The organism is Halolamina sp. CBA1230, assembly GCF_002025255.2.
Taxonomy (GTDB): domain Archaea; phylum Halobacteriota; class Halobacteria; order Halobacteriales; family Haloferacaceae; genus Halolamina.
The window spans coordinates 24726-49279 of sequence record NZ_CP054587.1; the positions used below are offsets into that span (position 1 = coordinate 24726).

The window sequence follows — 24554 nt, forward strand, 5'->3', positions numbered from 1 at the left end:
CACGCTTCGACGTATAGTGGTTCCCGATTCCGACCGGACAACCAACTACGCGGGCTAATCGAGGGCCGGGGAGAGCGTCCGGCGACTCGCCGTCGGTCCCGGGTGTGCCGATGGAAACGGGACCGGTCGCGGTTCGGGCTCCGAAACCGGCAGCCGACGTTCAGTAGGACTTCGCGAAGTAGGCGGTCTCCTCGGCGTCGTCGCCACAGACGGCACACTCGGCGTCGCCCGCGAGCACGTCGTCGTGGTGTTTCTCCTCGTCGTCGGGGAACGGCACCATCACGATCTCGGCGGCCATCTGGTCGCCGATCTCCTCCTCGCAGGCCTCGTCACCGCACCACGGCGTCCGGACGTAGCCGCCGTGCTGGCCGAGCGTCCCGAGGATGCCGGCACGGTCGTCGGCGTCGCGGACGTTCGCCTCGATGTTCTCCTCGGCGTCGGCGTAGAGCTTCGCGTAGACAGTGTCCAGTTCCTCCTGTGCCGCGTCGGCGACGCCGTCGCGGTCGATGGTGACCTCCTCGCCGTCGGGGCGGTGGACCGCCGTGATCTCGCCGTCCTCGACCTCGTGGGGGCCGATCTCGAAGCGAACGGGGACGCCTTTCAGCTCCCACTCGTTGAACTTGAACCCGGGGTTGCGCTCGTCGCGGTCGTCGAGTTCGACGCGGACGCCGGCGTCCTCGAGCTCGTCGGCGATCCCGTCGGCGTAGTCAAGCACTTCCTCCTTGGTGTCGGACTGGTAGATGGGGACGATCACGACCTGCTCGGGGGCGAGCGTCGGGGGGAGGACGAGCCCCTGATCGTCGGAGTGGGTCATGATCAGCGCGCCCAGCGAGCGCCAGGAGAACCCCCAGGAGGTGGTGTGGGCGACGCGCTCCTCCTCGTCCTCGTCGCTGTAGGTGATGTCGAACGCCTCCGCGAACGACTGGCCGAGGTGGTGGGATGTCGCGCCCTGCACGGATTTCCCGTCGGGCATCAGCGCCTCGACCGTCGTGGTCGTGTCGGCGCCGGGGAACTTGTCGTGCTCGGGCTTCTGGCCGCGCATCACGGGGATCGCGAGCACGTCCTCGTACACCTCCTCGTACTGGTCGAGGCGGAGCAGCGTCTCCTCCCACGCGTCCTCGCTGGTCTCGTGGGCGGTGTGACCCTCCTGCCAGAGGAACTCCTTGGTTCGGAAGAACGGCTTCGTCTCCGTCGCCTCCCAGCGCACGACGGAGGCCCACTGGTTCACGCGGAGGGGGAGGTCACGGTGGCTCCGGATCCACTGGGACATGTACGGCGCGATGATGGACTCGGAGGTGGGCCGGACCGCCAGTCGTTCCTCGAGCTCGTCGTGGCCGCCGTGGGTGACCCACGCGACCTCGGGGTCGAACCCCTCGACGATCTCCTTCTCGCGTTCGAGGTAGGACTCGGGGATAAAGAGGGGGAAGTAGGCGTTCTGGACGCCGGTGTCCTTGAACCGGGCGTCGAGTTCGCCCTGCACGCGCTCCCAGAGGCCGTAGGCGCGCGGGCGGGCGACGATGAACCCCGACATCCCCTCGGGGCCGTAGTTGGTCAGCCCCGCCTTCTGACAGACTTCGGCGTACCAGTCGCCGGTGGCGTACTCCTTCGACTCGGTGATCCCGAGCGTCTGGTCGTCGTCGCTCATACCGCGACGAAGTGGTGGTCGCGGCTTAAAACGTCCGAAGGTGTGTTCCTCACTCGCTCGCGAGCGTCACACCCTGTTCGACCCGGACCGTCTCCGGTTCGCCGTCGCTGTAGACGAACCGCCCGCGGAACGTCCCGCCGTCGAGCACGATGGGGAGCCACTCGCGGTCGGTCTGCCACATCTCGGAGAAGGGGAGATCGTCGACGGGGAACCACGCGGGGTCGGCCTCCGCGCTCTCCTCCGGCGTTCCCTCGTACTCGGTCGCGCGGAACACGTGGACGACGGCGTCCCAGCCGTCCGAGCGGTAGACGAACACGCCGGCCTTCTCGGGATCCAGCACGTCGATGCCGACCTCCTCGCGCACCTCGCGGACCACGCACTCCCGGGGCGTCTCGCCGGGTTCGACCTTGCCGCCGGGGCCGACCCACTGCCCGCTGCCGACGCCGCGTTTCTTGTGGATGAGTAGGGTCTCCTCCTCACCGTCGTCCCCGTCCACGAGGTGACACAGCGTCGCCGCCGGCAGTTCCTCGACGGGGTCGTCCTCGAACACGGTCGTCGGTTCGCCGGCGCGGGAAAAAGCGTGTCGGCCCGCTATCGGTTTGGGAAGGCTTTTACTGCCGCGCGGAAATACCTCCGGGTAAGCGGGTTCTCGCCGTACTTTCCCGCGCGGCTACACCGGAGAGAATTACCGCCACTCTCGCGTCGGGCACGCTGTCGACGCGAGCGTCTTCGACACATGAGTCAAGTAGATACGCAACTCGAGGAGTTGAAAAGTGAGATCGAGGCAGAGATCCCGTCCACGATCTCCATCACCGACGTGAAGTACGAGGGGCCGGAGCTGGTCGTCTACACCCGAGACCCCAAGGAGTTCGCGGGCGACGGCAACCTCGTCCGCGAACTCGCCTCCAAGCTTCGCAAGCGCATCACGGTCCGCCCCGATCCCGACGTGCTCTCCCGCCCCGCGGAGGCCCGGGAGAAGGTGATGGACGTGATCCCGGAGGAAGCCGGCGTCCAGGATCTGGACTTCCACGAGGACACCGGCGAGGTCGTCATCGAGGCCGAGAAGCCCGGCATGGTGATCGGCCGCCACGGCTCCACGCTCCGGGAGATCACCCGCGAGGTGGGCTGGACGCCCGAGGTCGTCCGCACGCCGCCGATCGAGTCCTCCACCGTCTCGAACGTCCGGAACTTCCTGAAGCAGGAACGGCAGGAGCGTCGGGAGATCCTCGAACGCGTCGGGCGGCAGATCCACCGCGAGGAGATGCAGGACGAGCAGTGGGTCCGGATCACCACGCTCGGCTGCTGTCGCGAGGTCGGTCGCGCCGCGTTCATCCTCAACACCGCGGAGACGCGCGTGCTGGTCGACTGCGGCGACAAGCCCGGCGCCGAGGGCGAGGTTCCCTATCTTCAGATCCCGGAGGCGCTGGGCGCCGGCGCCCAGAACCTCGACGCGGTCGTGCTGACCCACGCCCACCTCGACCACTCCGCGCTGATTCCGCTCCTGTTCAAGTACGGGTACGACGGCCCGATCTACTGCACGGAGCCGACCCGGGACCTGATGGGGCTGCTCACGCTCGACTACCTCGACGTCGCCACGAAGGAGGGGCGGACGCCCCCCTACGAGTCCGCGCAGGTCCGCGAGGCGATCAAGCACTGCATCCCCCTCGAGTACGGCGACGTGACCGACATCGCGCCCGATCTCAAGCTCACGTTCCACAACGCGGGCCACATCCTCGGCTCCGCAGTCTCCCATTTCCACGTCGGCGACGGGCTGTACAACGTGGCGTTCTCGGGCGACATCCACTACGACGACACCCGGCTGTTCAACGGCGCCGTCAACGACTTCCCCAGAGTCGAGGCGCTGGTGATGGAGTCCACTTACGGCGGCCGGAACGACTACCAGACCGATCAGGAGGACTCCGAGCGCAGACTCATCGAGGTGATCAACGAAACCCACGAGGAGGGCGGGAAGGTACTCATCCCGGCGTTCGCCGTCGGGCGCTCCCAGGAGATGATGCTCGTCATCGAGGAGGCGATGCGCAACGGGAAGATCCCGGAGATGCCGGTCCACCTCGACGGGATGATCTGGGAGGCGACCGCGATCCACACCACCTACCCCGAGTACCTGCGTGACGACCTGCAGGACCGCATCTTCCACGAGGACGAGAACCCGTTCCTCGCCGAGCAGTTCAACCACATCGACGGCGGCGAGGACGAGCGCCAGGAGGTCGTCGACGGCGGGCCGGCGATCATCCTCTCGACCTCCGGGATGGTCACCGGCGGCCCGATCATGTCCTGGCTGCGCCACCTCGGCAGCCACGAGGACTCCACGCTCACCTTCGTCGGCTACCAGGCCCAGGGGACGCTCGGCCGACGCATCCAGAACGGCTGGGACGAGATCCCGGTCTCGGACTTCGGTTCGAACCGCGACGGCCGCACCTCGACGCTCACGCTGGAGATGGACGTCGAGACCGTCGACGGGTTCTCCGGCCACGCCGACCGCGAGGGGCTGATGAACTTCGTGCGCAACATGAGCCCGCGCCCGGAGAAGGTGCTCTGTGTCCACGGCGACGAGAGCTCGGTGCAGGACTTCTCCTCGGCGCTGTACCACGAGTTCAACATGCGCACGTTCGCGCCGAAGAACCTCGAGACGTTCCGATTTAAATAGCGAACGGGCTACCCTCTTCTCTCCCGAGCGCCTGAAAGCATATACCGCGTCCGACGCCAGTTCGGGATGATGCCCTCCGTCGACCGTGACCGCCGAGCGCTGCTCATCGGCCTGGGCGGCGCCGTCGTTCTCGCCGGCTGTCAGACCGGCGACGATCAGTCCGACACCGACTCGCCGTCGTCGACCGGCTCCGAGACGGCGACGACAACGCAGTCGCCCACGCCGTCGGGACAGTTCTCGCTCACGCCAACCGACCCAAGAGCAGCAGAGGAGCCGGTGACGGTGCTCCCCGCGGACCTCCCGGCGTGGCTCCGCGACGTGGCGACCGCCGACACGACGGTCCGTGAGCACGCCGGGGTCGACTTCGCCCCGGCCGTACAGGCGTACGAACCGATCCCGCCGCTGCCGGTGTTCGACCGCGTCGAGATCGACGATCCGGGCGGCGACGCGGGCGGGCGGTACGATTTCGACGCCGAGGGCGGCGTTCGCTACGACCTGCTCGTCGGCGCGGAGGCGGTGTCACCACCGGAGGACGCCGAGGTGACGCCGATCTCGGAGCTGTCGGGGGAGCGCCGAGAGATCGCGCTCGCGGCCGTCGGTGCCGAGAGCGATCGGGACCGACGGGTGTACCCCGAGACGGAACTCGGCTCGTGGGCCAGAACGGCGTTTTTCGGCGGCTACTACCGATACGACGGAACCACCTACCGCGGCAACGAGGTACAGCAGACCGACGCGGCGTTCTTCTCGAAGCGGATCTGGTACGTGATCTCGGCGTCAGAGACGGACGCCGAGGCGTCGGTGACACTCGCGCTCGACGAGGTGGATTCGCGGGTTCGAGCGGTCGTCGACGAACTGCGCGGCGAACACGAGACGATCGAACCGATGGCACGCCGTGTCGAGGGGGAGACGGCCGCCGTGCTGGCAGCGTTCGCGGAGGGGGGAACGCTGCTGCTGACCCACGAGGCGGTCTACCGGGCCGCGTTCGAGGATTAGTCGTCCGCGACGACCTCAGAGGGATCAACGACCTCTCCGGAGAGTTCGTCGACGCCCACCTGGTCGCAGTACTCCACCAGCGGGCACGCCTCCGGGCCATCGAGACACGCCGGCTCGCGGGCGGTACAGTACTCCCGCCCGAACTGGATCATTGCGGTGTGACCGAACCCACATTTCTCCCCGGGGACGGCGGCCTCCATCGCCTGTCGGACCTGCTCGTGGTCGGCGTCGGCGGGCGCGAGGCCCATCCGGCGGGCGATCCGGTGGACGTGCGTGTCCACTGGGAAGACGCCGTTGCGACCGCCCGCGAACAGCAGTACGCAGTCGGCGGTCTTCGGGCCGACGCCCTTCATCTCGAGGAGTGCGTCCCGAACCTCGTCCGGATCGCCGGACTTCACGAACTCGTCGAAACCGTCCTCGCCGCCGTACTCGTCGACGATGTGGTTCGCGAGGCGGACGATGGTCTCCGACTTCTGGTTGTACAGCCCTGCCGAGGCGATTGTCTCGGCGAGTTCGTCCTGAGCGGCGTCGGCGAGCGATTCGGCGAGGTCGGTCTCGTCACCGCCATACCGACTCATCAGGCTGTCGTGGGCCGGCTGGCTGGCTTTGTCGCTCGTGTTCTGGCTGAGGATCGTCCGAACCAGACACTCGAAGGCGTCCTGCCCGCCGTAGGCTTTCTGCCAGTACATCTCCCCGAGTTCGTCGACGACCGCTTCGGCGCGGCTCTCGGCGCTCTCGGCGTCGCCGGGGACCACCGACTCGCCGCCGCCGTCGGGGCCGCCGCTGATGTTCTCGGCTGGCTCCGCGGGCCGGTCGTCGGCGTCGTCGCTCATACCCGTCCTTGGCGCGGCTGCTGCAAAAAGCGCCCGGCAGCAGTGGCGGGCTACGCCTCGACTGTCAGCGTCAGCGTGAGCTCCGCGCCGGCCGCGAGCGCGTCGATCAGTTCGCGGTCCAGATCCGCCGCAGCCCCGTCGGCGCCGACGAACACGGTCCTGCCGTCGACGTACTCGCTCGTTCTGCCCACGAGGCTCCGATCGCCGTCGAACGTGAGCTCCGGATCGCCGCGGCCGGTGATCGTGTCCGTCAGCGCTCCGTCGGCCGTCTCGACGGCGAACTCGGCGCTGATCGTCGCGTCGGCCGACCGGCAGGCGTCGACGAACGCGTCGTCGAACGCCTCGGGGGTCGTGTCGGCTTCGACGCCGACGATACAGTCGCCGGCGGGGGTGAGCCAGTCGTCGCTGGTCACCTCGACGGTGCTCCCGTGCTCGCCGGTGACGTTCTCGTGGCCCCGGGCGTGGATCCGCTCGACGTGGGTCGTTCCGTTCCCGCCTCCGCTGGCGCTCGCGTCCGCGTCGGTCATGTCTCGTGGTCGGCGACGCCCCGGGAAGTGGTTGCCGGACCGGGTCGACCTCCGAGGGGGTGTGAGACAGCGTGACGGGCGGTAGAGGCCGTGTGACGCAATTACACCCGTGAATCACCGAAGAATTTAACTACTCGAGTACCATACGCTCAGGTACCAGAACGCCTCCGGCGCTGGTGGCACCGCACGCAGAATGATCGGGAACTCTTATCCACGATTTACTGCGGTCCCGCGAGCGTCCGCTGTGTCCGGAGGGCGGATGGTACAGAGGTTCGATTAGCATGGTAACGAAACAGGACGTACTCGAGAAGTACGACATCGAAGCACTGAGCGAAGAGGACAACGTCGATCTCCCCGAGGAGAAGCTGGAAGACGGCTCCAAGGGTGAGCTGATCAAGCTCGCCGGCCAGCTCCGCGATCGGCGGAACGACCTGAACCAGATCGCTTCCGAGCGCGCCTCCAAGCGCGACGACCTGAACGCGGAGACCCGCGAGAAGGTCGACGAGGCACAGGAGCACCGCGAGAAGCGTGACGACCTGAACGAGCAGGTCCAAGAGCACAAGGAGAAGCGCAACGAGCTCAACGCCGAGGCGAACGAGCTGTTCGACGAGGTCGAGGAGATGAAGGAGGACCTCGAGCTCGACGACGGCAAGGACGCCGAGGAGCTCCGCGAGGAGATCGAGGACCTCGAGTTCAAACAGCAGACCGAGGTGCTCTCCGCCGAGGAGGAGCGCGAACTCATCGAGAAGATCGAGGACAAGCGCGAGCAGCTCGCCGAGCGCGAGGAGAAGGTCGACCAGAGCGACGAGCTCGAGGAGAAGATCGAGAAGGCCGAGGAGGTTCGCTCGGAGGCCAGCCAGCACCACCAGAAGGTGACGGAGCTGGCGGACAAGGCCCAGGAGCACCACAACGAGATGATCGAGGCCTACCGCGAGGCCGACGAGATCCGTGACGAGGCCGACGAGATGCACGAGCTGTTCGTCGAGGCCCAGGAGGCGGCCGACCGCCACCACGAGGACTTCGTGCGCGTCCAGAAGCGCCTGCGCGAACTCGACAAGGAGGAAGAGGAGGAGCGCAAGGACGAGCGCGAGCAGAAGATGGAAGAGGAGAAGGAGGAGGCCGAGGAGATCTACCAGAAGTTCAAGGAGGGCGAGACCCTCGACACCGAGGACCTGATGAAGCTGCAGAAGACCGGCCTGCTGTAACCTTTCTGAGAAACGTTCCCGTTTTTGCGTGACGCCGCGTCCGCCAGCGACGGCGCCCTCGACACGGGTCGACGCGGCCACCCTTTTTGTACTATCGCGACCCAGTACCCCGCATGTCCGACAGTTCCGACCGACTGGGGCGCCTGCTGGTGATCGCGGGCGTGACCCTCCTCTCGCTGCTCGCGGGCTGGGCGCTGTTCGTCGAGTACGCGGCCGACCTCGCGGACCTGCTGGGGATCCTGCTCGTGTTCGCGCTCGGAGCCGCCGCCGTCCGGACGGGGGCGAGCATCGCCGCGAGCCAGTTCCCGGGGTACAACGTCGCGGAGGTCGGCGTCGAGGGGCCGATCACCCGCGACGGCGGCGGCAACCCTCCGATCCCGACCGGTCCCGTGGGGGCGACTGCCGACGAGATCGCCGACCAGATCGACCTCGCGGACGACGATCCCGCGGTCGACGCGCTGCTGGTCAAACTCAACACCCCGGGCGGCGAAGTAGTCCCGAGCGAGGACATCCGCAACGCCGCGGAGCGCTTCGACGGGCCGACGATCGCGTACGCGACCGACGTGTGTGCAAGCGGCGGCTACTGGATCGCCTCCGGCTGTGACGAGATCTGGGCGCGCGAGCCCTCGATCGTCGGCTCGATCGGCGTGATCGGCTCTCGCCCGAACGTCGCCGACCTCGCGGATCGGCTGGGGGTCAGCTACGAGCAGTTCACCGCCGGCGAGTACAAGGACGCCGGCACGCCGCTGAAGGAGATCGAGGAGGACGAACGCGAGTACCTCCAGAGCCTGATCGACGGGCTGTACGACCGGTTCGTCGACCGCGTCGCCGAGGGGCGGGAGCTGAGCGAGGGGGAGATCCGGGAGACGGAGGCACGGATCTACCTCGGCACCGAGGCCGCGGAGATGGGGCTGGTCGACGAGATCGGCACTCGCGAGGACGTCACCGACCGCCTGGAGGACGAGCTCGGTGAGGACGTGTCGGTCCGCGAGTTCGAACCCCAGCGCGGCCCGCTGGCCCGCGTCGGCATGGGCGCTCGTTCGGCCGCCTACGCGTTCGGCGCCGGCCTCGCCAGCCGCGTGACCGGCGAGGACGGCGGGACCGACGTCCGGTTTCGCGTCTGATGGCGCCTGACGCGACTGGACAAGTGTCCGACCACGGGGTCCCGACCCGAAGCTTAACGTCCCGGGGCACGTCCCACCGCCCGTGAGCACGCTGGTCCTCTGTGTGGACCGCTCGAACGACGTCGGCGCCAAGACGGGTGCGGCGATGCCCGTCGCCGGCTGGGAGGCGGTGCGCTCGCTGGTGACCGACGTCGGGCTCGCCGACCCCGAGGACGCGAGCGTCAACTGCCTGCTCGAAGCCCTCCGCGTTAGCCGGGACCTGACCGACGACGGCGACGACGCCACCGTCGCGGTCGTCTCCGGCGGCGCCGACTCGCGGGTGAACGCCGACCGTGCGATCGCCCGCCAGATCGACGAGCTGATCGAGCGCTACGACCCCGAATCCGCGATCGTCGTCGTCGACAGCGCCGAGGACGAGCGCGTGGTGCCGATCGTCGAGTCACGCGTCGGCGTCGACGGCGTCGACCGCGTGGTCGTCCGGCAGGCCCGGGATATCGAGTCCACCTACTACCTGCTCAAGCAGTTCCTCGGCGACGAGGAGATGCGCGAGACCGTCCTGGTGCCGCTTGGCGTCGCCCTCCTCGTGCTGCCCGCCTTGGCGATCCGGTTCTCGCCGGAGATCGCGATGGCCGGCCTCGCGTCGCTGCTCGGCGCGGTGTTGCTGTACAAGGGGCTCGCGATCGACGACCGGCTCGAGAACACGCCCGAACAGGTGCGCGAGGCGCTGTACTCCGGGCAGGTGTCGGTCGTCACGTACGCCGTCGGCGTCGGGCTGGCGCTGGTGGGCGCGTTCCTCGGCGGGCTCTCGGCGACCGAGGCCGGCGCCGAGCCGCCGCTGATCCAGTTCGTGTTGTTCGTCTACGACGCGGTGCCGTGGCTGGCGCTGGCGGCGCTGACGGCCTCCGCGGGCCGGCTGATCGACGAGCGAATCCGCGACGAGGGGCTCTCCTCGCCCGTGCTGAACCTCCCGTTCGGCGTCGTCGCTGTCGGGCTGGTGATCCGCGGCTTCGCGGGCTATTTCCTCGAACAGCAGGCCGACGTCTCCCACCTGACGCTCTCGTTGTGGACCGTCGAGATCACGTTCCAGCCGGGCCAGCGGCTGCTGGGCTTCATCGTCGCCGGCATCGTCGTCTCACTGATCGGCGTCCGGGTCGCCTCCCGGGTCACCGACGAGGTCGAAGAGGAGAGCGTCGCTACCGAGGAGTCCGAGCTCGAACAGTCCTAGAACTGTCCCGGGCTGCCCGAGCGGCTTCGGCTCTTCTGCTTCGGCCGGATCACGTCGGCCAGCGCGACCACGGCGCCGAGCAGCCAGCCCAGCGGGACCGCGATCCCGAACCACATCGCCACGTAGGCGGGCCCTTCGAGCGCGAAGTTCTGCCGGATGATCTCGTTCAGCCCGCCCACGGTCAGCACGTTGTCGAGGATCCAGATCGCGAGGTTGGTGCTCCCGGTGAGCACGCCCGCCAGCGCCGGGGAGTAGAGCGCCGCCACGACCGGCGGGAGGAACAGCGCGGTCATCGCCGCCGGGTACGCGAACAGCACGCTCGTCAGCCGGCCGCCGCGCCGGGAGAGCACGACCGACAGCCCCGCGGAGACGGTGGCGACCCCGCCAGCGGCGGCGACGGCGATCAGCCCGTTCGTCGAGAACTGCCGGACCCACGCGCCGACGGTCAGCAGCCCCCACGCGACCGCGGCGAGACCGACGACGCCGACGATCCCCAGCCGGGTGGTCGCGGAGTCGAGCTTGCCCGCGTAGTACCGCGTCGCGAAGCCGAGCAGGAGGAGGGGGTAGCCGATCACCACCAGCGGGACCCCAAGCGCGGCCCAGGCGTAGTAGGCGGCCTTCTGGCCTCCGGTTTCGGGCTCCCAGCGGCCGAGCACGCTGCTGGGGTCGAGCTGTCGCGGGAACACCAGCTCCATCCACGTCGCGTGGAGGCGGGCGACGTCGATGCGGATGGCGTCGATCAGTCCGGTTCGCTGCCCTTGCATTGGGCGAGAAGAGCAGTCCCGCCGAAGTGAAAGTTGCGGTGCGAACGGAAAGCGTCAGAGTCGGCTCGATAGCCGGTTCAGCGGTTCCACGGGGCGAAATCCGGATCGACCATCCGCCGGCCGTCCTCGAGCGCGTCGATCCGTTCGAGCTCGCCGTCGTCGAGCTGGAGCGAGAGCGACGCCCAGTTGTCGTGGAGATGCTCCTCGCTCGAGGCTTTCGGGATCGCGGTGATCCCCTGCTCGCGGAGCCACGCCAGACACACCTGCGCCTCGGTGACGTTGTGGACGCCCGCGATGTCGCTGACGACTTCGTGGCCGAACATCTCGCCGCGGGCCAGCGGGGAGTAGGCGACCGGCTCGATGTCGTGTTCCTCGGTCGCCTCGATCACTGCCTCCTGCTGGAGCAGGGGGTGACACTCGAACTGGTGGGCGAAGATCTCGTGGTCGGCGGCGGCCTGTGCTTCCTCGATCTGCTCGGGCTCGAAGTTGGAGATGCCGATGCGGTCGGTGACGCCCTCCTCGACCAGTTCGTCCAACGCGCGGAACGTCTCCGAGGGGTCGTACGCTCCGGCCGGCCAGTGGACGTACAGCAGGTCGACCGAGTCGACGCCGAGGTTGTCGACGGCGTCGTAGGCGGCGTCGACCGCGTCGTCGTACCCCAGATCCGAGTTCCAGATCTTCGTCGCGAGGAAGATATCCTCCCGGTCGACGTCGCTGCGGGCGATCCCGTCGCCGACCAAGTGTTCGTTGCCGTACGCCTGTGCCGTGTCGACGTGGCGGTACCCCATCTCCAGCGCGGTCGCGACCGCCTCGGGACAGGTCGCCTCGTCGGTCAGCTCCCAGGTCCCCATCCCGAGCATCGGCATGCCGCTCGCGCGCGGACAGTCCTCGGCTGTCGCGATCCGATCGGCAGCGGGCTTCTCGCTCATGCGTTCGGACGGTGGGTTTTGCGAGGAAAAGTCATTGCGGCCGGGGCAGTCGCGGTATCGACCCCCCAGCGCCGTCGGGCGCTACAGCGAGTAGTCGTGCCCGCCGTCCTCGCTCTCGAGGAACGCGGTCAGCAGGTCGATCGTCGCGCGGATGTCGTCGCCGTTGGCGGTCTCGGTGACCGTGTGGAGGTAGCGCGTCGGGATCGAGATGGCGCCGACGGGCTTGGCGCCGTTGGTGTTCTGGAACCCGGCCGTGTCGGTGCCGCCGGAGGGGAGTACCTCGATCTGGTGGTCGATCCCCTCCTCTTCGGCGACCGCCTTGATGCGCTTGTGGACTTTCGGCGTCGTGATCACAGAGCTGTCCTTCAGCTTGATCGCGGCGCCGTCGCCGAGTTCCGTGACGTGCTTGTCCTCGCTGACGCCCGGGATGTCGCTCGCGATGGTCACGTCGAGTGCGATCGCGAGGTCCGGATCGACGTCGACGCCGAGCGCCGTCGCGCCGCGCAGACCGACTTCCTCCTGCACCGTGGCACAGAAGTGAATCGTCACGTCGGGGTTCTCGATCGCGCGGGCGGCTTCGAGCATCGCGAACAGGCAGACGCGGTCGTCGAGCGCCTTGCCCGTGACCGAGTCACCCATCTGCACCGTCGTCTGATCCATCGTGACCAGATCGCCGACGCTCACGAGCTCCTCGACCTCCTCGGCGTCCCGGCCGAGATCGACGACGCGGTCGCCGACCTCCTCCTCGCCGTCGGGCTCCTCGTCGAGCGTGTGGGGCGGGACGGAGCCGATCACGCCGGTGACGTCCTCCTCGCCGTGGACGGTCACGCGCTGGGCGCGCAGCACGCGGGCGTCCCAGCCGCCGAGGGCGTCGATCTTGACGAACCCGTCGTCGGTGACGTGTTTGACCATGAAGCCGATCTCGTCCATGTGGGCTGCGACGGCGACGGAGTAGTCGGAGTCGCCCTCAACGGTCCCGACCACGTTGCCCATCGCGTCGGTCCGGACGCGATCGGTGTTGGCTTCCAGTTCCTCTCGCACGAGGTCGCGGACGCGGTCCTCGTAGCCGGGGACGCCCCGCTCCTCGGTCAGCCGCTTCAGCAGGTCGAAGTCGAACTCGAACGCCATACTCGGTAGCTCCGGCCGAACCGTCTAAAACGGGGCGGTTCCGGCCAGCGGTCGGGGGTTCCCGGGCGCCGTGAGAACCCGCCGTGCGTTCTCCTGCGTTTCGGAAACGCTTATCCGGCGTTCGGCGGCATTGGCGTGTATGGCCGACGAGGAAACCGAACGCGAACTCCGTGCACAGCTCACCGACGCCTTCGAGAGCGCCGACTTCCCGGTCGACAGCCAGATGGATCTCGTGCCCGCGCTCCCCGAGGGGCCGAGCACGCGGTTCGAGGCCGGCGACGTGTCGTTCACCGCGATGGAGCTGGCCGCCAAGCTCGGCGGGCAGCAGGAGTTCCCCTACAGTGACGTGGAGTCGCTCGTCGACGACGTGATGGAGGGGCTGGAAGCCGAGGGGATGCTCTGACCGCTACGGCGAGATCACTGCCGGAGCCTGCGTGCTCCGGCGACGGATACTCCGCAGTGGTCGTGTTGTAACCGATACGGCGAAATCCCTGCCGGAGCCTGCGTGCTCCGGCGACGGATACTCCGCCGTGGTCGTGTCGTAACCAAAACGGCGAAATCCCTGCTGGAGCCTCCGTGCTCCGGCGAAGAACGCTCCTAGATGAAGAAGATCATCAGTACGCCGCCGCCCAGCACCAGCACCAGCCAGAGGAACGTGATGAGCAGGAGGCGGTTGGCGTAGTACTGCTCCTCGTCCGTCGTGCCGCTGGACTGGTCGTCCTCCGGAGTCGAGTTTGCCATTACCCGTAATACCCGTTCGTCCCTTACTTAGCTACCGGTGGCGAACGGCGGTGCGACCGCCAAAACGAGTCGGGGCTGTTTTTACCCCCCGGGAAGCTACCCCACGCCGTGCACGTCGCGTTCGTCTCCATGGAGACCGCCCACAGCAGCGACCGCCGGGGGCTGGAGCGAGCGCGTCGAACCGCCCGCCTGCTCGCCGACCACGGGCACGACGTGACGTATCTCTGTTCGCAGTGGTGGGGCGGCGACGCCGTCCCGACGTTCGATCACGAGGGAGTCGAGTACCGCCGCGTGACCCACGAGCCCGCGACGGGGGCGTTCACCGCGAAGCTCCCGGCCGCGCTGTGGCGCACCGGCGCCGACGTCGTCCACGCGGTTCACGGGCCGCCGCGCCACGTCGCCGTCGCCGAGAAAGTCGGCACGCTGCTCCGGACTCCCGTCCTCGTCGACTGGTTCGGCGACGGCGCGGCCGAGCCGGGCAGTCAGGAACGCGCCGCGAACGGGGGGGATCTCGTCGCGACGCCCTCGGAGCTGGTCCGAACGCGGGTCAGGGAGCACGGCGCGAACGACGGCTCAGTGCGGGTGGTCCCGGAGAGCATCGACCTCGAGCCGGTCCGCGAGGCACCCGTCGACGACCGCTTCGACGTGGTGTACGCCCGCCGGCTGGACGAACACGCCAACGTCGGGACGCTGCTGCTCGCACTCGCGGAGCGTCGCCGCCGGGACTGGTCGGCGGCGATCGTCGGCGACGGCCCGGAACGCGAGGCCGTCGAGACCGCCGCACGGGACCTCCGTATCGACGACCGAATCACGTTCACCGGATCGCTTCCGGAGCGCGAGCGGGTGAGTATCTACAAGGGTGCCCACGTGTTCGCCCAGACCGCGAGCGCGGAGCCGTTCGCGACGGAACTCCTCCGCGCGCTCGCGTGTGGCTGTCTCGGCGTGGTCGAGTACCAGGCCGGCTCCAGCGCCCACGAACTGGTTGAGGGCGTCGACCGCGGCCGGCGGGTCACCAGCCCGGAGGAGTTGGCCGACGTGATCACGGAGGCCGGGAACGTGCCACGGCGCGAGTACAACGAGTCGTTCGAGCGGTTCGACCACGACGCCGTGCTCGACACGTACGTCGACTGTTACGAGGGGATCCGGGGAAGCGGGCTGTTGTAGCCTACTCCTCGGAGTCGTGTCCGGGGCTGTCGCCGCCGAACTGAAGGAAGAAGTACGCGATCAGCAGCGTCGCGACCATCGCGAACGCCGCGCCGACGCCGAGCGTCTTGGCGCTGTCGGGCACCGCCGGGCCGGTCGGTGCGGGCGTCTCGATGTTCTCGACGACCTCGATCGCGCCGACCATACCGGCGGACTCGTGGGGCGTACAGACGTAGTCGTAGGTCCCGGTGGTGTTGAACGTGTGGGAGTACTCGTGGCCGGCGTTGAACGTCGTCCCGGGTTCTCCCTCACCCTCCCAGTTCGCGCCGTCGGGCTGACTCTGGGGGACGACGTTGTGGTTGTCGCTGTCCCAGACCCAGCGTACGGTCGTCCCGGTTTCGATCGTCAGCTCTTCGGGGGCGAACGTGAGGTTACCACCCGGACCGACCGTCACTTCCTCCGTCGGGCCGCCCCCGCCGCCACCGCCGCCCGCGGTGCCCGTGGCGGTCCCATTGCCGGTTCCGGTCGCGGTGCCGTTCCCAGAGGGTGTGCCGGTCGCGGTGCCGTTCCCCGACGGCGTGGCCGTCGCCGTCCCGTTCCCGGTTTCGGTGGCCGTCGCAGTCCCGTTCTCGGTCCCCTCCTGTGCCGCCGCGGTCCCGACCGCCATCGTCGCGGCGGCGCCGGCGGTGCCCGCGCGAATGAACGAGCGGCGAGAAAGGGCGTCGTCGTTCTCCATACCCCGGGCTTGTGGACGCCCGATAGTGAATACTTTGGTTCGGGCCGGATATGACGGCGCGTCGAGCAGGGCGGACGGGCATCACCGTGGGCCTAGTGCGGTTGCTGTCTCAGTTGCCAACGACAGAGACGCTGTTGCGGTCACCGACGAGGAGAGATGCTGATACTGTCGAGAGTGTGCTTCAGCAGTCGACGTTCGCTCGCCGTGACCGGTGCCTACACAGCCGCGGCATCCCGCTCCGAAGTGCCGACACGGAGGTCGGCACAGGTCACGCGCCGTGACCGGTGTCTACACAGCCGCGGCATCCCGCTCCGAAGTGCCGACACGGAGGTCGGCACAGGTCACGCGCCGCGGCTGGTGCTACCCGAAGCTCTCGACTTTCGCCCCGTCCGGATCGACACCCGCACGCTCGATCGCGTCGGTCGCCGCCTCCACGAACTCGGCGAAGCCGTAGACGAACACGCCTTCGCCGTCCGCGCCCGTCACGACCGCGTCGACCGCCGCGTCGAACTCCTGCCCGTCCGCCTCCCCACCCAGCAGCGTCACGTCGGCGCCGGCGTCGACCAGCGCGTCGAGGCGCTCCTCGTGGGCCGGTTCGCCCTCGTAGCGGTACACGACCGCCGCCTCGGCGTCGTTCGCGACCGCGGCCTCGGCGATGGCGACGGCGGCGCCGATTCCGGGACCGCCCGCGAGCACCACCGCGCGTGCCTCACCGTCGTAGTACTCGTCGCCGAACGGGCCGGCGACCGGGACCTCGTCGCCGGCGGCGAGATCGGCGAGGTAGTCGCTGAACGGGCCGCTCTCCTCGGCGACCTCGACGGTGATCTCGAACGTCCCCTCGGTGTCGGGCGAGGAGAGCGTGTAGAAGCGAGCGTACTCCTCGCCGTCGATCTCGCCGGCGAGTCGAACGAACTGGCCGGCGACCCCCTCGAACCCGTCGGGGGTGTCGAACGTGAGCGTGAACGTGTTCGGGCCGACCGACTCGCGGTCGACGACGGTCGCATCCATACTGCCGGCTTCCGTCGCCGCGCTAAAGCCGCTTTCCTTCGCGGCCGCCGGGGCTCGGCGGAACGAACGGTCAGTTTCGCCGGTTCTACACGGACGTAACTGACCGTTCGACCCGGCGGTTCAGAAGGCTTTTGCAGGGGCCGTTGGTAGTTCGTGCCAGCATGCCTGCGGACTTCAACTGGGCCATCGGTGGCGAAGCCGGCGATGGCATCGACTCCACCGGGAAGATCTTCGCGAGAGCGCTCTCCCGGGCCGGTCGACACGTGTTCACCTCGAAGGATTTCGCCTCCCGTATCCGAGGTGGGTACACGGCGTACAAAGTTCGGACCGCCATCGACCAAGTAGAGAGCACCGTCGACCGTCTCGACGTGCTGATCGCGCTGACCCAGCGCACCGTCGACGAGAACATCGACGAGCTCCACGAGGGGTCGGTGATCATCTACGACGGCGAGCGCACGTCGATGCAGGATCTCGAGATCCCGGAGGGGATGATCGGGATGGACATCCCCCTCAAGTCGCTGGCCGAGGACGCCGGCGGCGCGATCATGCGCAACATCGTCGCGCTGGGCGCCGCGTGTGAGGTGACGGAGTTCCCGATCGAACATCTCGGCTCCTCGCTGGAGAAACGCTTCAGCGACAAGGGCCAGTCGATCGTCGAGAACAACAAGACCGCCGCCGACCTCGGCGCCGAGTACGTCCAGGACAACTACGAGACCGAGAGCGCCGAGTTCGAGTACGAGCTCGAGACCACCGACGAGGACTACGTCCTGATCAACGGCGACGAGGCGATCGGGATGGGCGCCATCGCCGCCGGCTGCCGGTTCTACTCGGGCTACCCCATCACGCCCGCGACCGACGTGATGGAGTACCTCACCGGCCGGCTGGAGCGCTACGGCGGCCACGTCGTGCAGGCCGAGGACGAGCTCTCGGCGATCAACATGGCACTCGGTGCCGCCCGGGCCGGCGCGCGGTCGATGACCGCCACCTCCGGCCCCGGGATCGACCTGATGGCCGAGACGTTCGGCCTCGTCGCCCAGAGCGAGACGCCGCTGGTGATCTGTGACGTGATGCGTTCGGGCCCCTCGACGGGGATGCCGACCAAGCAGGAGCAGGGCGACCTCAACATGACGCTGTTCGGCGGCCACGGCGAGATCCCGCGGTTCGTGGTCGCGCCGACGACCATCTCGGAGTGTTTCTGGAAAACTGTCGAGGCGTTCAACCTCGCCGAGAAGTACCAGACGCCCGTCTACCTGGTTTCGGACCTCGAGATGGCGGTGACCGAGCAGACGTTCCCGCCGGAGGCGTTCGACATGGACGACGTCGAGATCGACCGCGGGAAGATCGTCGACGAGGACGAGGTCGAGGAGTGGCTCGACGACGAGGGTCGCTTCCGGGCCCACGCCGACACCGAGGACGGCGTCAGCCCGCGCGCGCTGCCGGGGACGACCGACGGCGCCCACATGTCCACGGGGCTGGAACACAACGAGCTCGGCCGCCGGACCGAGGACACGGATATCCGCGTCGAGCAGGTCCAGAAGCGCCAGCGAAAGGCCGAGACCGCCGAGGCGGAGGAGGACTGGAGCCCCCGCGAGTTCGGCAACGCCGACTCCGACAACCTCGTCGTCTCCTGGGGGTCGAACGAGGGGACCATCGTCGAGGCGATGGACCACCTCGACGAGGACGACCCGGACTTCCAGTTCCTCTCGGTGCCGTACCTGTTCCCGCGGCCGGACCTGACCGAGGCGGTCGAGGACGCCGAGCAGGTGGTCGTCGTCGAGTGTAACGCGACCGGGCAGTTCGCGGACGTGCTCGAGCACGACACGCTCGAGCGCGTGGATCGAGTGAACAAGTACAACGGCGTCGGCTTCAAGGCCGACGAACTGGCCGCGGAGATCACGGAGGTGCTCCAATGAGCAGCGACGTTCAATTCATCGACTTCAAATCCGACAAGCAGCCCACCTGGTGTCCCGGATGCGGCGACTTCGGGACGATGAACGGCATGATGAAGGCGCTGGCGAACACGGGGAACGACCCCGACAACACGTTCGTCGTCGCCGGCATCGGCTGTTCGGGCAAGATCGGCACGTACATGCACAGCTACGCGCTCCACGGCGTCCACGGCCGCGCGCTACCCGTGGGCACGGGCGTGAAGATGGCCAACCCCGACCTCGAAGTGATGGTCGCGGGCGGCGACGGCGACGGCTACTCCATCGGTGCCGGCCACTTCGTCCACGCGGTGCGGCGCAACGTGGACATGAGCTACATCGTGATGGACAACCGCATCTACGGCCTCACCAAGGGCCAGGCCTCGCCGACCAGCCGCGAGGACTTCGAGACGGCGACGACGCCCGAGGGGCCGAAGCAGCCGCCGGTCAACCCCCTCGCGCTCGCGCTGTCGGCGGGCGGGACGTTCATCGCCCAGTCGTTCGCCTCCGACTCCCAGCGCCACACGGAGCTGGTCCAGGAGGCCATCGAGCACGACGGGTTCGGCTTCGTCAACGTGTTCTCGCCGTGTGTCACGTTCAACGACACGGACACGTACGACTACTTCCGCGACAACCTCACGGATCTCGCGGAGACCGACCACGACCCGAACGACTTCGACGAGGCCAAAGACCGGATCATGGACCCCGACGGCGAGTACCAGGGGATCCTCTATCAGGACGAGAGCTCGACGCCGTACCACGAGGCCCACGGCGTCACCGAGGACATGACCGAGATCCCCGACGGCGCACCCGAGAACGCGACCGACCTCGTCCGGGAGTTCTACTGAACGCCGCGCCGCCTCGTTTTTCGCGGACTAAGTGTTCCGACCCCGCTCGAACGACGGAATCCGACGGACTGCGCTACGTACTCGCAGGATTCGCTGCGAAGTTAGCAACACTCATAACGCACACGGCGTTTCGTGTGTGCATGTCCGACCGTTTTGACGTGGTCGTCGCGGGTGCGGGACCCGCGGGCGCGCAGTGTGCCCGCGACCTCGCCCAGCGAGGCTACGACGCCGTCCTCCTGGAACTGGAGTCGGAGGACGAGTTCCCGCGTCAGAGCAACAAGTCGACCGCCGGCACGTTCCCGTCGATGATGGCCGCCTTCGGCGTCCCCGACGACGTGGTGATGAACTACACCGACGACGTGGTGCTGGAGTCGCCCAACGACCACTACGTCCAGAACCAGCCCGGCGCCGTGCTCGAGTTCGCGGAGTTCAAGCAGTGGCTGGTCGCCGACGCCCGCGAGAAGGGCGCCGAGGTGTGGTTCGACGCTCGCGTCTCCCGGCCGATCACGGAGGGTGACACGCCCGTCGGCGTTCGGTACAACGGCGACGAGGAGGTGTACGCCGACATCATCGTCGACGCCACCGGCCCTGCGGCGCCGCTGGCGAAGGATCTGGGCGTCAGTGAGCTCAAACGCGAGAAGCAGGCTATCGGCGTCGAGTACGAGATGGAGGGGATCGAGATCGACCACCCCGAGTACGCGGATCTGACGGACTCGATGATGCTCCGTCTGGACCACGACCTCGCGCCCGGCGGCTACTCGTGGATCTTCCACACCGGCGGCGACGAGGCGAAAGTCGGGATCTGTTACATCCAGAACGACAGCCACCAGCGTCACGGCAAGGAGGGGATGGGGATCGACGACTACCTCCAGTACTGGCTCGACACCGACCCCCGCTTCGAGAACGCCGAGCGTCTGGAGGGGAAGGTCCACCGCGGCTCGGCCCACATCCAGACGCCGGGCGACCTGAGCACTGACAGCTTCATGGCGATCGGCGACACCGTTCCCAGCGTCGACCCGCTCTGGGGCGAGGGGATCCACAAGGGGATGCAGTCCGGCCGCGCGGCGGCGACGGTCGCCGACCGATGTCTCACGCCCGAGGAGCCCGACACCTCCGCGTCGGCGATGGCGGTGTACAACAAGCTCTGGCACAGCGAGGTCGCGCCGCGGATGCGCGAGCGCCTGCTGATGACCGAACTGCTGTACCTCGCGCCCAACTCCCGCTACGACAAGCTGATGGCCGACCTGAACGACACCGAGGAGGAGACGCTGGCGAAAGTCAACGCCGGCAACCTCGGCGCGATGCGGAAGCTCCTGCACCTCGGCGACGTGCCGCTGCTCGCGAAGTTCGCGCGCGAGCGACTCTCCGAGTAGCACGACATCGACGACTTCCGCGGGCTCGTTCCTACACGGTGGGAGTTACCGACACCGACTCCTAAGAGGAAACCTCTTTCTCGGGTAGGGTCGAACCACGACTACCCCGGCACGAGTGACCGATCGATGAAGGAGTACGAGTACGTCTGTCAGGAATGCGGGCAGCAGATCGAGGTCAACGGACCGATGCGTGAGGCGATCCTGAACAACGGCTGCCCGGTCTGTTCGGCATCCGCCCGGTCCGACGACTTCTCCGAGGCGTAGTCAGGCGTCGCGCTCGACTTCGGTTCGGCGCCCGGTCACGTTCGTCGTCTCGAACTCGTAGAGCCGGATGTCCAGTTCCTCTTTGGACTCCCCCCAGATCTCGAACAGCGGGCGCTTCGCCTCCCCGTACTGCTCGATCTGATCGACGGAGAGCTCCGAAGGGTCGATCTCCGAGAGCGTGCCCGCAGCGACGACGCTGCGGTACACTTCCTCGGGGCCCGCCCCCTCGTCGCCGTAGACGACGAACCGCGCGCTGGTGCTGGCTTTCAGGAAGCGGCGCTTCTCGCTCTCGGGCGTCGAGACGAGTCGGAAGAAGAACGAGCGCTTCTCGGGATCGTAGCCGTACGAGACCGGCGCGGCGTAGGGGTCGTCGGCCTCGGCGAGCGAGAGCACTCCCGTCTCGTTCTCACCGAGGAACGCGTCCGTCTCCTCCCGCGTCATCTCGGTCTCTCGGGCGAGTGGCATGCGTACTCCGACCCAACGGAGCGTCGGGTTAAGCGGTTACGGTTGAGTCGATCGCCGGGACCACGAGCGCCTACCCGTCGTCGAACACGTCCGCGAACAGCTTCCGCTGGGCGGCGACGAGATGCTCGGTGAACGTCGACTGGGAGATGCCCAACTGTTCGGCGAGCTCGGTGGCGTTCGCCCCGCGCGGACGTTCGAAGTACCCCTCGCGGTAGGCGGTTCGGAGCACCTCCAGCTGTCGGTCGGTGAGCTTCCCGCGGTTGACGAACCGCTGGTCGTCCGGGCTCCCCGACAGCGGCGGCTGGAGGAGCTGCTGGACGTCCGCCGACGGGAACCGTTCGCGTAACGTCCCCATCACCGACTGCAGCTGGTCGAACGTCTCGGCGTGGAACACGACGGTGAGCTCCCCGCCGTCCGCGAGGTACCGGTGGATCGGGCAGTCGAACTCCCCCAGACAGGTACACGGGCAGTCGCCCGCGTGCTCGACCCGGTAGACGTCGGCGCTGCCGTAGGAGAACACCGGCTCGGCGTCGGTGACCGTCCTGGCGGCGTCGATCAGGAACTCCGTCATCGGCGCCCCGTCGGCGGAGACGCTGGTGGCGACGCTGTCGATCGCCACGTCGGCCGCCGCGGCGAGTCGGGCGACCGGACAGCCCGCCGGGCTCTCGAACGTCACCGTCGCCCGGATGCCGGTGCTCATCGTCCGGCCCCGAGTCGGACTCGAACCACCTTGAGTGCGGTGGTCCCATGGAGGCCCGCGGGATCGCACTTAAACCACCCACGATATCCGTGCTCCACGCTTGTGGGGGAGACGATCCCACTGTGAACCATGAGCTACGCCATCACTGGATCACAGTCCCGGCGTCCGAACGGGGACTCGGCGGAGGTTTTCAGCACCGAGCGCGAGATCACCGATCTCCTCGGCGCCCTCGACGACCCGGACTGCCGTGCCGTGCTCGAAGTCACCGGCGACCAGCCCCTGTCCGCCAAGGAGATCGTGGAACGGTGTGAGATCCCCTCCTCGACGGCGTACCGCAAGATCGACCGACTCGTCGAGGTCGGCCTCCTCCGTGAGGGGGTCCGGATCCGGAGCTCGGGCAAACACGCCAGCGAGTACCGTCGCGACGTCGAGACCGTCTCGCTGTCCATCGGCGACGACGGCACCGAGGTGCGCGTCGTGAACTGCGACGAGTCGTGAACGCCCGGGCGATTCTGTATCGCGAGAAACGATTCATTAGTCGTGTTCGCCGGGGTGGATCCGATTCGCTACCCGAACCCTTCATAATCGTTCCGGCGAAACAGGAAGCTATGTACGACGAGGAGGATCTCGCGGAGATCCGCGAGAGCCGCGAGGAGTGGGAAGAGGAGACGCTCGACCCGACCCTCGACGCCTACGGCGAACGCAAGGATCGGTTCGCGACGGTGTCGAACCTCGAGATCGACCGGCTGTACGATCCGACCGACGTGGCCGACCTCGACTACGAGGAGGATCTGGGCAACCCCGGCGAGTTCCCCTACACCCGCGGTCCGTACCCGACGATGTACCGCGGGCGGACGTGGACGATGCGACAGTTCGCCGGCTTCGGCTCCGCGGAGGACACCAACGAGCGCTTCCACTACCTGATCGAGGAGGGTCAGACCGGGCTCTCGACGGCGTTCGACATGCCGTCGTTGATGGGGATCGACTCCGACGACCCGATGGCTCTCGGGGAAGTGGGGAAAGAGGGCGTCGCCGTCGACACGCTCCGGGACATGGAGATCCTGTTCGACGGGATCGACATCGGCGAGGTGTCGACCTCGTTCACGATCAACCCCTCCGCGCCGGTGATCTACGCGATGTACCTCGCGCTGGCCGACCAGCAGGGCGTCCCCCGCGAGGAGGTGCGTGGGACCCTCCAGAACGACATGCTGAAGGAGTTCATCGCCCAGAAGGAATGGGTGATCCCCCCGGAGCCGTCGCTGGATATCGTCACGGACACGATCGAGTTCGCGACCCAGGAGACGCCGAAGTTCAACCCCGTCTCCATCTCCGGCTACCACATCCGGGAGGCCGGCTCGACGGCGGTCCAGGAGCTCGCCTTCACCCTCGCGGACGGGTTCGCGTACGTCGAGGACTGTCGCGAGCGTGGGATGGACACCGACGAGTTCGCCCCCCAGCTCAGCTTCTTCTTCAACTCCCACAACTCCATCTTCGAGGAGGTGGCGAAGTTCCGCGCCGCGCGGCGCATCTACGCCCGCGTGATGGACGAGTGGTACGACGCCGAGAACGAGGACTCGAAGAAACTCAAGTTCCACACCCAGACGGCGGGCCAGTCGCTGACCGCCCAGCAGCCGCTCAACAACATCGTCCGCGTGACGATCCAGGCGCTGGCGGGCGTGTTCGGCGGCAGCCAGAGCCTCCACACCAACTCCTACGACGAGGCGCTGGCGCTGCCCAGCGAGGAGGCGGTCCGGGTCGCGCTGCGCACTCAGCAGATCATCGCCGAGGAGTCCGGCGCCGCCGACAGCGTCGACCCGCTCGCGGGCTCGTTCATGGTCGAGAGCCTCACCGACGAGGTTGAGGAGGAGGCCATGGAGTACATCGAGTCGATCAAGGAGATGGGCGACGGCTCGGTGCGTGACGGCGTGCTGACGGGGATCGAGGAGGGCTTCTTCCACCGTGAGATCCAAGAAGCCTCCTACGAGTACCAGGAGCGCGTCGAGGACGAGGAGGAGGTCGTCGTCGGCGTCAACGAGTACGTCTCCGACGAGGACACCTCGCCGGAGGTGCTCAAAGTCGACGAGGAGGTCGCCGAACACCAGCGCGAACGCCTCGAGTCGGTCAAGGAGGAACGCGACGACGACGCCGTCGAGGCCGCGCTCGACGACCTGCGCGAGGCCGTGGAGAACGACGAGAACGTGATGCCGTACATCGTCACCGCGGTCAAGGCGTACGCGACGATGGGCGAGATCATGGACGTGTTCGAGGCCGAGCACGGCGGGTACCGCGAGAAGATCGGGCTGGCTTGAT

At 67.8% G+C, this 24554-nt stretch carries 25 protein-coding genes; 13 read left to right on the plus strand and 12 right to left on the minus strand.

The features are described from left to right. Positions 1–160: 160 nt before the first annotated feature. Both proS and B4589_RS00170 read right to left on the minus strand, forming a co-directional pair. Entirely contained in the window at positions 161–1645 is a 1485-nt protein-coding gene (gene proS / locus B4589_RS00165; protein ID WP_079235101.1) for a proline--tRNA ligase, read from the minus strand. A 49-nt stretch (positions 1646–1694) separates the two neighbouring features. After that, entirely contained in the window at positions 1695–2195 is a 501-nt protein-coding gene (locus tag B4589_RS00170) for an 8-oxo-dGTP diphosphatase (RefSeq protein ID WP_217920471.1), read from the minus strand. A gap of 186 nt (positions 2196–2381) precedes the next feature. Here B4589_RS00170 and B4589_RS00175 point away from each other — a divergent pair, with 186 nt between their 5' ends. Both B4589_RS00175 and B4589_RS00180 read left to right on the plus strand, forming a co-directional pair. Next, a complete protein-coding gene (locus B4589_RS00175) occupies positions 2382–4313 on the plus strand; it encodes a beta-CASP ribonuclease aCPSF1 (protein WP_079235102.1) in 1932 nt (643 codons plus the stop codon). Positions 4314–4382: 69 nt separating this feature from the next. After that, positions 4383–5306 carry a hypothetical protein gene (locus tag B4589_RS00180; protein ID WP_079235103.1) on the plus strand — a complete coding sequence of 308 codons (924 nt, stop codon included), beginning with the start codon at positions 4383–4385 and terminating at the stop codon, positions 5304–5306. On the opposite strand, the gene nth is transcribed toward B4589_RS00180, so the two are convergent. After that, on the minus strand, positions 5303–6139 hold the full coding sequence (gene nth / locus B4589_RS00185; RefSeq protein ID WP_079235104.1) for an endonuclease III: 837 nt from the start codon (positions 6137–6139) through the stop codon (positions 5303–5305). The genes B4589_RS00180 and nth overlap by 4 nt on opposite strands. Before the next feature lie 50 nt (positions 6140–6189). Further along, on the minus strand, positions 6190–6666 hold the full coding sequence (locus tag B4589_RS00190) for a DUF371 domain-containing protein (RefSeq protein ID WP_079235105.1): 477 nt from the start codon (positions 6664–6666) through the stop codon (positions 6190–6192). A 281-nt stretch (positions 6667–6947) separates the two neighbouring features. Here B4589_RS00190 and B4589_RS00195 point away from each other — a divergent pair, with 281 nt between their 5' ends. From B4589_RS00195 to B4589_RS00205, 3 genes are all read left to right on the plus strand, one after another. Next, the gene (locus tag B4589_RS00195) at positions 6948–7871 is read left to right on the plus strand and encodes a coiled-coil protein (RefSeq protein ID WP_079235106.1); all 924 of its coding nucleotides are present in this window, start codon (positions 6948–6950) and stop codon (positions 7869–7871) included. A 113-nt stretch (positions 7872–7984) separates the two neighbouring features. After that, positions 7985–8995 (plus strand): signal peptide peptidase SppA, encoded by a 1011-nt coding sequence (gene sppA / locus B4589_RS00200; protein ID WP_079235107.1) that lies wholly within the window; start codon positions 7985–7987, stop codon positions 8993–8995. An 82-nt stretch (positions 8996–9077) separates the two neighbouring features. Beyond that, on the plus strand, positions 9078–10220 hold the full coding sequence (locus tag B4589_RS00205) for a DUF373 family protein (protein WP_079235108.1): 1143 nt from the start codon (positions 9078–9080) through the stop codon (positions 10218–10220). On the opposite strand, the gene B4589_RS00210 is transcribed toward B4589_RS00205, so the two are convergent. The 3 genes from B4589_RS00210 to B4589_RS00220 all read right to left on the minus strand — a co-directional run bounded on the left by B4589_RS00210 (position 10217) and on the right by B4589_RS00220 (position 13041). Further along, positions 10217–10984: a hypothetical protein gene (locus B4589_RS00210; protein WP_079235109.1), complete on the minus strand. Its 768-nt coding sequence runs from the start codon at positions 10982–10984 to the stop codon at positions 10217–10219. The two genes, B4589_RS00205 and B4589_RS00210, sit on opposite strands and share 4 nt — an antisense overlap. Before the next feature lie 77 nt (positions 10985–11061). Beyond that, the gene (locus tag B4589_RS00215; protein WP_079235110.1) at positions 11062–11913 is read right to left on the minus strand and encodes an aldo/keto reductase; all 852 of its coding nucleotides are present in this window, start codon (positions 11911–11913) and stop codon (positions 11062–11064) included. Positions 11914–11994: 81 nt separating this feature from the next. Continuing rightward, on the minus strand, positions 11995–13041 hold the full coding sequence (locus B4589_RS00220; protein ID WP_079235111.1) for a M42 family metallopeptidase: 1047 nt from the start codon (positions 13039–13041) through the stop codon (positions 11995–11997). 139 nt (positions 13042–13180) lie between these two features. Between B4589_RS00220 and B4589_RS00225 the strand changes: the two genes are divergently transcribed. After that, complete coding sequence (locus B4589_RS00225) at positions 13181–13444, plus strand: MTH865 family protein (RefSeq protein WP_079235112.1); 264 nt, start codon at positions 13181–13183, stop codon at positions 13442–13444. Between the two features lie 194 nt (positions 13445–13638). Here B4589_RS00225 and B4589_RS00230 read toward each other — a convergent pair whose 3' ends face one another. After that, a complete protein-coding gene (locus B4589_RS00230) occupies positions 13639–13782 on the minus strand; it encodes a hypothetical protein (RefSeq protein ID WP_158081194.1) in 144 nt (47 codons plus the stop codon). A 108-nt stretch (positions 13783–13890) separates the two neighbouring features. Here B4589_RS00230 and B4589_RS00235 point away from each other — a divergent pair, with 108 nt between their 5' ends. Next, positions 13891–14946: a glycosyltransferase family 4 protein gene (locus B4589_RS00235; RefSeq protein WP_079235113.1), complete on the plus strand. Its 1056-nt coding sequence runs from the start codon at positions 13891–13893 to the stop codon at positions 14944–14946. 1 nt (position 14947) lies between these two features. Here B4589_RS00235 and B4589_RS00240 read toward each other — a convergent pair whose 3' ends face one another. Beyond that, a complete protein-coding gene (locus B4589_RS00240; RefSeq protein WP_079235114.1) occupies positions 14948–15661 on the minus strand; it encodes a plastocyanin/azurin family copper-binding protein in 714 nt (237 codons plus the stop codon). Positions 15662–16021: 360 nt separating this feature from the next. Further along, positions 16022–16669, minus strand: coding sequence for an FAD-dependent oxidoreductase (locus B4589_RS00245; RefSeq protein ID WP_079235115.1), 648 nt, complete (start codon positions 16667–16669; stop codon positions 16022–16024). 161 nt (positions 16670–16830) lie between these two features. Between B4589_RS00245 and B4589_RS00250 the strand changes: the two genes are divergently transcribed. From B4589_RS00250 to B4589_RS00265, 4 genes are all read left to right on the plus strand, one after another. Continuing rightward, the gene (locus B4589_RS00250; protein WP_079235116.1) at positions 16831–18582 is read left to right on the plus strand and encodes a 2-oxoacid:acceptor oxidoreductase subunit alpha; all 1752 of its coding nucleotides are present in this window, start codon (positions 16831–16833) and stop codon (positions 18580–18582) included. Beyond that, a complete protein-coding gene (locus B4589_RS00255) occupies positions 18579–19442 on the plus strand; it encodes a 2-oxoacid:ferredoxin oxidoreductase subunit beta (protein ID WP_079235117.1) in 864 nt (287 codons plus the stop codon). The genes B4589_RS00250 and B4589_RS00255 overlap by 4 nt, the downstream gene beginning before the upstream one ends. 140 nt (positions 19443–19582) lie before the next feature. Then, a complete protein-coding gene (locus B4589_RS00260) occupies positions 19583–20815 on the plus strand; it encodes a digeranylgeranylglycerophospholipid reductase (RefSeq protein WP_079235118.1) in 1233 nt (410 codons plus the stop codon). 126 nt (positions 20816–20941) lie between these two features. Next, positions 20942–21079 (plus strand): FmdB family zinc ribbon protein, encoded by a 138-nt coding sequence (locus B4589_RS00265; RefSeq protein WP_079235119.1) that lies wholly within the window; start codon positions 20942–20944, stop codon positions 21077–21079. Here the strand turns inward: B4589_RS00265 and B4589_RS00270 are convergent, their stop codons facing one another. Together B4589_RS00270 and B4589_RS00275 are read right to left on the minus strand one after the other, a co-directional pair. Continuing rightward, positions 21080–21544, minus strand: coding sequence for a pyridoxamine 5'-phosphate oxidase family protein (locus tag B4589_RS00270; RefSeq protein ID WP_079235120.1), 465 nt, complete (start codon positions 21542–21544; stop codon positions 21080–21082). A 70-nt stretch (positions 21545–21614) separates the two neighbouring features. Next, complete coding sequence (locus B4589_RS00275; protein ID WP_079235121.1) at positions 21615–22244, minus strand: helix-turn-helix domain-containing protein; 630 nt, start codon at positions 22242–22244, stop codon at positions 21615–21617. Positions 22245–22373: 129 nt separating this feature from the next. Here B4589_RS00275 and B4589_RS00280 point away from each other — a divergent pair, with 129 nt between their 5' ends. Together B4589_RS00280 and B4589_RS00285 are read left to right on the plus strand one after the other, a co-directional pair. Then, a complete protein-coding gene (locus B4589_RS00280) occupies positions 22374–22742 on the plus strand; it encodes a helix-turn-helix domain-containing protein (RefSeq protein ID WP_079235122.1) in 369 nt (122 codons plus the stop codon). Positions 22743–22852: 110 nt separating this feature from the next. Further along, a complete protein-coding gene (locus tag B4589_RS00285; protein WP_079235123.1) occupies positions 22853–24553 on the plus strand; it encodes a methylmalonyl-CoA mutase in 1701 nt (566 codons plus the stop codon). The last annotated feature ends 1 nt before the right edge of the window (position 24554 follow it).